This window comes from Pseudomonas sp. 10-1B, from assembly GCF_000935045.1.
Lineage (GTDB): Bacteria > Pseudomonadota > Gammaproteobacteria > Pseudomonadales > Pseudomonadaceae > Aquipseudomonas.
The window spans coordinates 62,820-72,296 of record NZ_JYKS01000050.1 but is presented as its reverse complement, the minus strand read 5'-3'; the positions used below and the strand labels follow the sequence as shown (position 1 = coordinate 72,296).

The following is a 9,477-nucleotide window of genomic DNA, read 5'->3' as shown; positions in this document are numbered from 1 at the left end:
TCCGCACTCGCTCCCTGGGTCTATGGCTGGAGATTGCTGAAGGGCAGTGGCGCAACCCTCGATGGTGAAGAGAAGAGACAAGGGCGCGCGCGCCAATGGCACAGGCTGGACTGGCCCGAAACAGATGTGGGAGCCGGCTTGCCGGCGATGCGCCGCGCGGGCGGCGCTCGATCTCATAGGCACCACAAAACTCCCGCCAGACACCTTGCCCCCCGCCCCGGCAATTGCGCACTATATTGCTCACCACCCCAACCCCGCTCAAGGATCGCCGCGCAGAAATGAACACCCAGCCCCGCAGCCTGGCCGCCACCCTCTTCCCGATCGGCCTGCTGCTCATCGCCATGGCATCGATACAGTCCGGTGCATCCCTGGCCAAAAGCATGTTCCCCATCATCGGCGCACAAGGCACCACCACCCTGCGCCTGATCTTCGCCAGTATCATCATGCTGCTGATACTGCGCCCGTGGCGGGTACGCATGACCGCCAACACCCTACGCAACGTCGTCATCTATGGCATCGCGCTGGGTGGCATGAACTTCCTCTTCTATATGGCCCTGCAAACCGTACCGATCGGCATCGCCGTGGCCCTGGAGTTCACCGGCCCGCTGGCCGTGGCGATCTGTTCCTCGCGCCGCCCGATCGACTTCCTGTGGATTGCCCTGGCCATCGCCGGCCTGCTGCTGTTGCTGCCTGCCGGCCATGGCGGGCAGGCACTCGACCCGCTGGGCGCCGCCTATGCCCTGGGCGCCGGCGTGTGCTGGGCCCTGTACATCCTGTTCGGGCAACGTGCCGGAGCCGAGCACGGCATCCAGAGCGCCGCGCTCGGGGTGGTGGTTGCCGCGCTGTTCGTCGCCCCCATCGGTATCGTTCATGCAGGTAGCACCTTGCTCACCCCCGCCGTGATCCCCATGGCCCTGGGCGTGGCGGTGTTGTCCACGGCCCTGCCCTACAGCCTGGAAATGGTTGCCCTCACCCGTATCCCGGCGCGCACCTTCGGCACCCTCATGAGCATCGAACCGGCGTTCGGCGCGCTGTCTGGCCTGCTGTTCCTCGGCGAGGTACTGACGGCCACCCAATGGCTGGCGATTCTGGCGATCATTACCGCATCGGTCGGCACCACCCTGTCCATGCGCAAGGAGCCCAGCCCAGCCGTCGCAGCGGATTGATATGAGAAATATTTTCATTTGAGACAGGAATAGTGATTGTAGCGACCCGTCTCGCTGATTAAGCTGTCACAGAATCATCATCTTTACGCTATCTACTGGACCGAACACGGACGCTGGGGAAGTTTCAGGAAGAACCAAAGCGATAACGACAGGGCCAGACAGCTGATGCGCCCTGCATTTAAGGACAGGAATGAAACGTATTTTGCTCATCCTGGCCATCTTGGCTATTGCTGGATGTGCCGCCACGGCCAAGACCGAGGTCAAAAGGGGCAAGAAGGGCCTGCATATCAATTGCTCCGGTCTTTCCTCCTCGTGGGACAACTGCTACAGCAAGGCGGCGAGCTCCTGCAGCACCCGCGGCTACCGAGTCATTGCACGCTCGGGCGATAGCGATGAAGAACCCGGTGACTACTTGTTCGGCATCAACCCGGCGGGTTACACCAGCCGCAGCATGATCGTCATCTGCAAGTAGCAAAAAGGGCAGCTCGCAAGCTGCCCTTTTCATTTGCCCTTATAGCGGCGCGGTACGCGCCTCCAGCCAGGCCAGTGCATCGCCCTTGAGCAAGGGCGCCAGGCGCTCGCGCACCGTGGCGTGATAGCCGTTCAACCAGTCCAGCTCCTCCCGCGCAAGCAACTCGGGCAACAGGCAACGGGTGTCGATCGGGCACAGCGTCAAGGTCTCGAAGTTCAGGAAGTCGCCGAAGGCACTCTTGCCCGCCTCGCGGTTGACCACCAGATTCTCGATACGCACGCCCCACTGCCCTGGCCGGTACGTACCCGGCTCGATCGAGCTGATCATGCCCACCTGCATCGCGGTCTGCGGCGTGGTTGCCGCCTGGTAGGCAATCACTTGCGGCCCCTCGTGTACATTCATGAAGTAGCCCACCCCATGCCCGGTACCGTGGCCATAATCCACCTGGTCTGCCCAGAGCGGTGCCCGGGCAATGGCATCGAGCAGCGGCGACAGTACCCCACGCGGGAAGGTGGCTCGCGACAGGGCAATCATGCCCTTGAGCACGCGCGTACAGTCCTGCTTTTGCTCAAGGCTGGGGTTGCCTATCGGCACCATGCGAGTGATGTCGGTGGTGCCACCCAGGTATTGCCCGCCCGAATCGATCAGCAGCAAACCGTCGCCCTCGATGACCGCATGCGACTGCTCGGTGGCGCGGTAATGCGGCATTGCCCCATTGCCATTGAAGGCGGCAATGGTCGAGAAACTCAACGAGACAAACCCCGGGCGGCGGGCACGCGCGGCACTCAACTGCGCGTCAACCGTCAACTCGGTAATCACCTCCCGCCCCTGGCTGGCCTCGAACCAGGCGAAGAACTCGCACAAGGCCACACCATCCTGCTGCATGACCTGGCGGATGTGCACCAGGTCGTCCTCAGCTTTGCATGCCTTGCTCAGGGTCGTGGGGTTGAGCCCCTCGACCAGTTCCACCTCGGCCGGCAGGTTTTCCAGCAGGCCGCAAGTCACCCGGGCTGGGTCGACCAGCAAGCGGCTGCCGGCCGGCATGGCACCAAGGGCCTTGCCGGCCTCGCTGTAACCGCGCACCTCGATAGCATCGACCGCCAGCACCTTGCGTAGATGCTCATCGACCTTGTCCTCGCCAACGAACAGGATTGCCTGCTGCTGGCTGATCAGGGCGAAGGCCACGAAGACCGGGTTGTAGGACACATCGCTGCCACGTAGGTTGAACAACCAGGCGATGTCATCGAGGGTGGCGATGAAGTGCCAGTCGGCCCCCCTGGCCTGCATGTCCTGGCGCAACTGCGCCAGTTTTTCGGCCCGGCTCACCGTGGCGTGCGGCGGCAAATGCTGGTAGACCGGGTTGCCTGGTAGCGCCGGGCGCCCGTCCCAGACCTGGCCCAGCACGTCCTTGTCGGTCACCAGCCTCGCCCCGCGCGCCTTCAGCCGCTCGCCCAGCTGACGCGCCGAAGCCAGGGCCATGACCGCACCATCCACGGCAACGCTGCCGTTGGCCTCGACGTGCTCGCCCAGCCACTCCAGCGCCCCGGGTTTGCCCGGCAACAGTTTCATCAGCTCGATGCCACTGCCTGCCAGTTCGTGCTCCGCCTGCTCCCAGTAACGGCTGTCGACCCACAGCCCGGCAAAGCTTGCCGTGACCACCAGCGTGCCGACCGAGCCGTAGAAACCCGACAGCCACTGACGGCCCTGCCAGTAACCAGGCAGGTATTCGGAAAGGTGGGGGTCGGCCGAGGGTACCAGCAAGGCATCGATACCCTCTGCGACCATGGCCTGGCGCACAAGGGCCAGGCGCTGCGGCACACTTTGCCCAATGGTGCTCTGAACGTTCATGCGCTCTCCTGCGGCTACATCACGGTTAATCCAATGTGCCGATAATGGAGCAGCCACCTCGGCCCTGCAATCGTGGCGGCCAACACACGGCATGTATTGCCCATCACACCTATGCAAACAGGAAACTTCCTACAGCAGCGTCAGGACCACCGATCAAGTCTCGCTGAACTTCCAAAACCTACAGGCTTCACACTCAATACATTCATTGCACACAGGCAAATGACCATGCCCAGTGCCTGCGCCCCGAAAACCGCTGTAGTGCTGCTCGATACCCGTGAACACACTCCTGACCACGAGCATGCCGTGCACCTCAAGCTTGCCGATGGCCTGGCCCACTTGCTGGGCTGCCCACACGTACAACCCAGCCACCCGGCAACCGCTAGCGATGGCTACTACTACCTGCCCACCGAAACCCTGATCGGCACCCAGCACCATGCCGCCATGGGTATCCGTAGCGAGCAGGACCTGTTTGGCGGCATGGTTGCCTACCCCTACATGGCGACCAAGGCGATCTCCCACCCCCTGCCGGCCGGGGCCAGTTTCCCGCCAGGCTGGACCGACGCCTTCGCTCGTCAGGCCTGCGACGCCCTGCTGCGCGGCTACACCGTGTTCAGCAAGGCCGATGCGCGCACCGCCGCACAGCTGCTGCTGGTGGACGGCCCCGTGCGGGTCAAGCCGGTATTGGCCTGCGCAGGCCGCGGGCAACAGGTCATCGCCACGGCGGATGCACTGGAGCCACTGCTGGCGGGCATGGATGACCAGGACCTGGAGCTGTGGGGGCTGGTCCTGGAAGAAGACCTGAGCGACGTGCAAACTTTCAGTGTCGGCCAGGTGCGCGTCGCCGGCCTGACCTGCAGCTACCACGGCACCCAGCAACTGACCCACGACCATCAAGGCACGGAGGTGTACGGCGGTTCCGACCTGGTCGTGGTGCGTGGCGACTACCAGGCACTGCTGCAACTGCCGCTGGAAGACCATCTACGCCTGGCCATCAACCAGGCGATAGCCTACGAGCTGGCCGCCGAACAGCACTTCGCTGGCTTCATCGCCTCGCGGCGCAACTACGACATCGCCCGCGGCCTGAACCCTCAGGGCCACCTGCGCAGTGGCGTACTCGAACAATCCTGGCGCCTGGGCGGTGCCAGCAGTGCCGAGCTGCTGGCCCTGCAAGCGTTTGCCGACGACCCGACATTGCAACGGGTGCGTGCTTCCACCCATGAAGTGTTCGGCTCCCCCGACCTTCCCACTGACGCCACCCTCTATTATCAAGGACACGACAGTGAACTCGGACAACTCAGTAAATTTGCGCGGATTCGCGAACATGACCATTCAGAGTGAAACCGTTGAACTGCAGGTCGAGGACGACAGCATCGTCGGCACCCTGGTCAGCCCCGGTAGCAAGATGCCAGGCATCCTCTTCGTCCACGGCTGGGGCGGCAGCCAGCAACGCGACCTGGCCCGCGCCCGGCATATCACCGGGCTGGGCTGCGTGTGCATGACCTTCGACCTGCGCGGCCACGAAAAAACCGAAAGCCAACGCCTGACGGTCACCCGCGAGCAAAACCTCAAGGACCTGGTGGTGGCTTACGACCGGTTGCTCAGCCACCCGGCCGTGGACAGCAGCGCCATTGCCATCATCGGCAGCAGCTACGGCGGCTACCTGGCCACCTTGCTGACCCGCGAGCGCCCGGTCAAATGGCTGGCCCTGCGGGTCCCCGCCATGTACTGGGACGACGAATGGGACACGCCCAAGCAAACACTCGACCGGCAACGGCTGAACGCCTACCGCCAGCGCCCGCTCGGCCCGGCGGACAACCGCGCGCTGGCGGCCTGCGCCGAATTCGCTGGCGATGTATTGCTGGTGGAGTCCGAGCAGGACGACTACGTGCCGCACAGCACGCTGATGAGCTACCGTTCGGCATTCATCAGCGCCCACTCGCTCACCCACCGCATCGTCGATGGCGCCGACCATGCGTTGTCCAGCGAAGCGAACCAGAAAGCCTATAGCTCGATCCTGGCATCATGGATCAGCGAAATGGTCATCGGCGCCCGCCTGGAGCGCTACCCGCACTATGCGCCTTGGTATGCCTGAGGCTCACCCACCTGGCGCTCACCCACCTGGCAATGCAGGCCGCCATCGGCGCCGCGCACCAGGCTGCGCAAGGTCTGGTAAGCGGCGAAGTTGACGCCACGCGCCTGATGCTGGCCAAGCAGTTCCAGGAACGGCTCCTCGACGAAATACACCGCCGCCGCAGCCCACGCCTGGCGTGACTGCCATTGCAGGTACTGCAGCACCCGGCTGCCATCGTCACTGGCCTGGATGCTGACGCCTTGCAACCCTTCACAGCGCGTGGCCAGTTCCTCGCTGCGCGCCACCAGTGCCTGGGCCAACGCTTGCTGGCAGCTGCTCGGTACTTCATATTCGATCATCTGGGTAAACCACAGGGCGTGAGGTATTGCCATCATCAACGTTCTCCTGGCTACGGACGCATGCAGCGCGATGCCGAGCAGGGTAAAACCTCAAGTAAAGTCAAGGTCAAGTGGTTTTTCGGCGCTGGCAACAGCGTGCCCCTAACCTGATACCGCGAAGCGTCGTCGATAATCACTCGGGGTCAGGCCGGTGATGCGCTGGAACACTTTACGAAACGCGCCCGGGTCCTGGTAACCGACACCCCAGGCGATCTGCTCGACATTGCGCCGGGTGAATTCCAGCAAGCGGCATGCCCGCCCCACCCTCACCTGCTGGCAGTACTCGGTTGGGCGCAGCCCCGTGGCGGCACGAAAACGCCGCAGGAAGGTCCGCGCTTCCAGGCCCGCGCACGCAGCCATGGCGGCAAGGTCGGCATCCTGGCCAGCGTTACCCTGCAACCAGTGCTGCACTCTCAGTACTGCCTCGTCGCCATGGTCCAGGCGCGGGTTGAACAGGGCGCCGGGCAGCGGTGCCGCGACCGGCTCGACCGCCAGGTAACGGGCAGTCTCCCGCGCCACCGTCGCGCCGAGGAAGCGCTCCAGCAGGCGCAAGCCCAAGCCGGTCCAGGCCATCAAACCGGCCGAGGTGACGATGTCACCATCGTCCAGCAACGGCTGCTGGGCCTCTACCCGCACCTTGGGGAAGCGTTGGGCGAGCGAATGCACGTAATTCCAGTGGGTACAGGCCTGGCGCCCGTCCAGCAGGCCGCTGGCGGCGATGAAGAACACGCCGATGCACACCGACGCCAGCACCGTGCCGCGCCCGTGCAACTGGCACAACGACGGGCGGTGGCGGTCGAGCAGTGCGGCTTGCGGTGGCGATTCCAGGCTCGGCGGAATGATCAGCACACGCAGGCCGGATGCGACGGCGGGTGGGCTATCAGGGGCAGGCAGCAACTGCCCCGCCTCATCTGCCTGCCAGAAGCTGACGCGGACCTGCGGTAAGTCGACGGCGCCCAGCTCGGCAGCGACCCGGTTGGCCACGGTGAACAGGTCGGCCAAGCCATGCACGGCAGCGCGCTGCACGCCGGGGTACAGCAGCAGGCCTATGTCCAGGCTGGCCGGGGTGTCAGTTTTTGCCCGCATAGTGTCGTTCGCGCCAATCCTCAGGTCAGTGCACACAGCCTATAACTAACGTCATCCAACGACTACTGCCAGAGGAGGCAGCATGAACAAGCAAGCGCTGATCATCATCGACATCCAGAACGACTACTTCCTGGGCGGCAAATGGACCCTCGATGGCGCCGACCAGGCAGCCGACAATGCCGCGCGCCTGCTGGCGGCGGCGCGCGAGCGGGGCGACCTGGTGGTGCATGTGCGGCATGAGTTCGACAGCCCTGACGCGCCATTCTTTGCGCCTGGATCGCAAGGCGCGGCGATCCACCCCAAGGTCGAACCGGTGGCGGGCGAGCCGGTGGTGCTCAAGCACAAGGTCAATGCTTTCCTCGGTACTGACCTCGAGACCACGCTGGACCGCCATGGCGTCGAGGCACTGACCATCGTCGGCAGCATGAGCCACATGTGCATCGACGCTGCCACCCGTGCCGCGGCCGACCTGGGCTATGAGGTGACCGTGGCACACGATGCCTGCGCGACCCTGCCACTGGAGTTCAACGGCAAACAGGTGCCAGCAGCGCAGGTGCATGATTCGGCGATGGCAGCATTGGCGTTTGCCTATGCCAAGGTGGTGAAGACCGATGAACTGATAGGCGACTGACCGCGAGCATTGTGGTGTGCGTACGGGCCTCATCGTCGGCAAGCCCCACAGGTACTGCACAGGGCTTGAGACTCATGCGGTCGAGGTGGGAGCTGGCTTGCCGACGATGAGGCCCCTGAGACAACAGTGCTACTCGATCAGATCACCACATTGCGCACGAAGCGCACCACCACCGCGCCATCATTGCGGTAGGCATACCGGCAGTTGCTGGGGAACACATGGAACTGCCCCACCTGCAAGCGATGTTCGGCGCCTTCGATGATCAGCGTCAGTTGCCCTTCGGCCACATAGATCTGCTCACTCCAGCCCTCGGCATCGGCCTCACTGGAATAGCACTCCCCCGGTGCCAGGGTCCATTCCCAAAGCTCCACCTCGCGCCGAGCCAGGCTACTGCCGAGCAACACTGCCCGGCTCTGCGGATACTCGCCGGCCCAGGCCAGTTCGTCGATACGCCCGGGGTCACGCTGGTCGGGTGCCTGGATCAGGGTACTGAAGGCCACGCCCAACGCTTCGGCGATCAGGTCGAGGGTGGTCAGGCTGACATTCTTTTCGCCCGCCTCGATCGCCACCAGCATGCGCCGGCTGACCCCGGAGCGCTCGGCCAATGCCGCCTGGCTCATGCCGGCGGCATTGCGCAGGCTGCGGACGTTGAAGCTGACATGTTGCAGCACCGACGCCCGGTGCGACGAATCTTTGTGCACTATATTGCTCACTGGTCGAGATTGCGCAGTATACTGCCCACTTTGCGGCGATTGTGCGCCGCCCCGTCCGAGTGCGCAAGACCATGAGCCAGCCCAGCAGCAAGCCGACCCCCGCCGTTACCTTTCGCCTGAGCAAGGCCGAACTGGTGCTGGTGTTCATCACCATGTTGTGGGGCGGCACCTTCCTGCTGGTGCATAACGTGATGACCGTCAGCGGCCCGATGTTCTTCGTCGGCCTGCGCTTCGCTGCGGCGGCACTGTTCGTTGGCGTGGTCTCGGCACGGGCGTTGCCCGGGCTGACCTTCACCGAACTCAAGGCCGGCATGCTGATCGGCGTGTCAATCATGCTCGGCTACGGCTTGCAGACCATGGGCCTGCAAACCATCAGCAGCAGCCAGTCGGCGTTCATCACCGCGCTGTACGTGCCGTTCGTGCCACTGCTGCAGTGGCTGATCCTGGGCCGGCGGCCGGGCCTGATGCCCAGCATCGGCATCTGCCTGGCATTCATTGGCCTCATGCTGCTGGCCGGGCCGGAGGGTGGCAACCTGCACTTGAGCGAGGGCGAGTTGGTGACCCTGGTCAGCGCTGTCGCCATCGCCGGCGAAATCATCCTGATCAGCCGCTACGCCGGCCAGGTCGATGTGCGCCGGGTCACCGTGGTGCAACTGGCGACCGCTTCGCTGCTGGCATTCCTGATGATCGTCCCGACCCAGGAGCGCATTCCCGACTTCTCCTGGCTGCTACTGGTCAGCGCCGTGGGCCTGGGCGCCATGAGCGCGGTGATCCAGGTGGCGATGAACTGGGCGCAGAAGTCGGTTTCACCCACCCGTGCCACCCTTATCTATGCCGGCGAGCCGGTCTGGGCCGGGATCGTCGGGCGCATCGCCGGCGAACGCCTGCCGGGTGTGGCCTTGCTTGGCGGTTTGCTGATCGTGATTGCGGTGGTGGTCAGCGAACTCAAGGTGCGCCGCCCGCGCGAAGCCACCGAGGCATGCGAAATGCAGGACGAAGGCGAACGCCAGGCCGGGCTGTAAAGCTGCCAACTGCAGCTATGCTTTGTAAAAAACTGTTATAAAAAAACAGCTTGTCACAGCCTGTTTGTAT

10 protein-coding genes are annotated in these 9,477 nt (G+C 64.0%); 6 read left to right on the top strand and 4 right to left on the bottom strand.

Features of this window, described 5'->3' with window-relative positions:
- Positions 1 to 278: 278 nt before the first annotated feature.
- Both rhtA and TZ03_RS23445 read left to right on the top strand, forming a co-directional pair.
- Entirely contained in the window at positions 279 to 1,166 is an 888-nt protein-coding gene (rhtA, locus tag TZ03_RS23450) for a threonine/homoserine exporter RhtA (RefSeq protein ID WP_051100738.1), read from the top strand.
- A 190-nt stretch (positions 1,167 to 1,356) separates the two neighbouring features.
- Complete coding sequence (locus TZ03_RS23445) at positions 1,357 to 1,638, top strand: hypothetical protein (protein ID WP_025338390.1); 282 nt, start codon at positions 1,357 to 1,359, stop codon at positions 1,636 to 1,638.
- Positions 1,639 to 1,677: 39 nt separating this feature from the next.
- On the opposite strand, the gene TZ03_RS23440 is transcribed toward TZ03_RS23445, so the two are convergent.
- A complete protein-coding gene (locus TZ03_RS23440; RefSeq protein ID WP_051100737.1) occupies positions 1,678 to 3,486 on the bottom strand; it encodes an aminopeptidase P family protein in 1,809 nt (602 codons plus the stop codon).
- A 219-nt stretch (positions 3,487 to 3,705) separates the two neighbouring features.
- Between TZ03_RS23440 and TZ03_RS23435 the strand changes: the two genes are divergently transcribed.
- Both TZ03_RS23435 and TZ03_RS23430 read left to right on the top strand, forming a co-directional pair.
- Positions 3,706 to 4,824, top strand: a complete 1,119-nt coding sequence (locus tag TZ03_RS23435) for a DUF3182 family protein (RefSeq protein ID WP_051100736.1) — start codon at positions 3,706 to 3,708, stop codon at positions 4,822 to 4,824.
- Entirely contained in the window at positions 4,808 to 5,578 is a 771-nt protein-coding gene (locus TZ03_RS23430) for an alpha/beta hydrolase family protein (protein ID WP_051100735.1), read from the top strand. The genes TZ03_RS23435 and TZ03_RS23430 overlap by 17 nt, the downstream gene beginning before the upstream one ends.
- Here TZ03_RS23430 and TZ03_RS23425 read toward each other — a convergent pair.
- Both TZ03_RS23425 and TZ03_RS23420 read right to left on the bottom strand, forming a co-directional pair.
- Positions 5,557 to 5,952, bottom strand: a complete 396-nt coding sequence (locus TZ03_RS23425; RefSeq protein WP_051100734.1) for an antibiotic biosynthesis monooxygenase — start codon at positions 5,950 to 5,952, stop codon at positions 5,557 to 5,559. The two genes, TZ03_RS23430 and TZ03_RS23425, sit on opposite strands and share 22 nt — an antisense overlap.
- A gap of 105 nt (positions 5,953 to 6,057) precedes the next feature.
- Entirely contained in the window at positions 6,058 to 7,041 is a 984-nt protein-coding gene (locus TZ03_RS23420; protein WP_051100733.1) for a GlxA family transcriptional regulator, read from the bottom strand.
- An 82-nt stretch (positions 7,042 to 7,123) separates the two neighbouring features.
- Between TZ03_RS23420 and TZ03_RS23415 the strand changes: the two genes are divergently transcribed.
- Positions 7,124 to 7,672: a cysteine hydrolase family protein gene (locus tag TZ03_RS23415; protein WP_051100732.1), complete on the top strand. Its 549-nt coding sequence runs from the start codon at positions 7,124 to 7,126 to the stop codon at positions 7,670 to 7,672.
- Positions 7,673 to 7,809: 137 nt separating this feature from the next.
- Here the strand turns inward: TZ03_RS23415 and TZ03_RS23410 are convergent, their stop codons facing one another.
- A complete protein-coding gene (locus TZ03_RS23410; protein ID WP_082056703.1) occupies positions 7,810 to 8,373 on the bottom strand; it encodes a helix-turn-helix domain-containing protein in 564 nt (187 codons plus the stop codon).
- Positions 8,374 to 8,456: 83 nt separating this feature from the next.
- Between TZ03_RS23410 and TZ03_RS23405 the strand changes: the two genes are divergently transcribed.
- Positions 8,457 to 9,407, top strand: coding sequence for a DMT family transporter (locus TZ03_RS23405; protein WP_051100731.1), 951 nt, complete (start codon positions 8,457 to 8,459; stop codon positions 9,405 to 9,407).
- Positions 9,408 to 9,477: the final 70 nt, after the last annotated feature.

What these genes read in the sequence shown, in the direction of transcription:
- rhtA (WP_051100738.1), top strand. Translation starts at nt 279, where the DNA reads ATGAACACCCAGCCCCGCAGCCTGGCCGCCACCCTCTTCCCGATCGGC.
- TZ03_RS23445 (WP_025338390.1), top strand. Translation starts at nt 1,357, where the DNA reads ATGAAACGTATTTTGCTCATCCTGGCCATCTTGGCTATTGCTGGATGT.
- TZ03_RS23440 (WP_051100737.1), bottom strand. Translation starts at nt 3,486, where the DNA reads ATGAACGTTCAGAGCACCATTGGGCAAAGTGTGCCGCAGCGCCTGGCC.
- TZ03_RS23435 (WP_051100736.1), top strand. Translation starts at nt 3,706, where the DNA reads ATGACCATGCCCAGTGCCTGCGCCCCGAAAACCGCTGTAGTGCTGCTC.
- TZ03_RS23430 (WP_051100735.1), top strand. Translation starts at nt 4,808, where the DNA reads ATGACCATTCAGAGTGAAACCGTTGAACTGCAGGTCGAGGACGACAGC.
- TZ03_RS23425 (WP_051100734.1), bottom strand. Translation starts at nt 5,952, where the DNA reads ATGATGGCAATACCTCACGCCCTGTGGTTTACCCAGATGATCGAATAT.
- TZ03_RS23420 (WP_051100733.1), bottom strand. Translation starts at nt 7,041, where the DNA reads ATGCGGGCAAAAACTGACACCCCGGCCAGCCTGGACATAGGCCTGCTG.
- TZ03_RS23415 (WP_051100732.1), top strand. Translation starts at nt 7,124, where the DNA reads ATGAACAAGCAAGCGCTGATCATCATCGACATCCAGAACGACTACTTC.
- TZ03_RS23405 (WP_051100731.1), top strand. Translation starts at nt 8,457, where the DNA reads ATGAGCCAGCCCAGCAGCAAGCCGACCCCCGCCGTTACCTTTCGCCTG.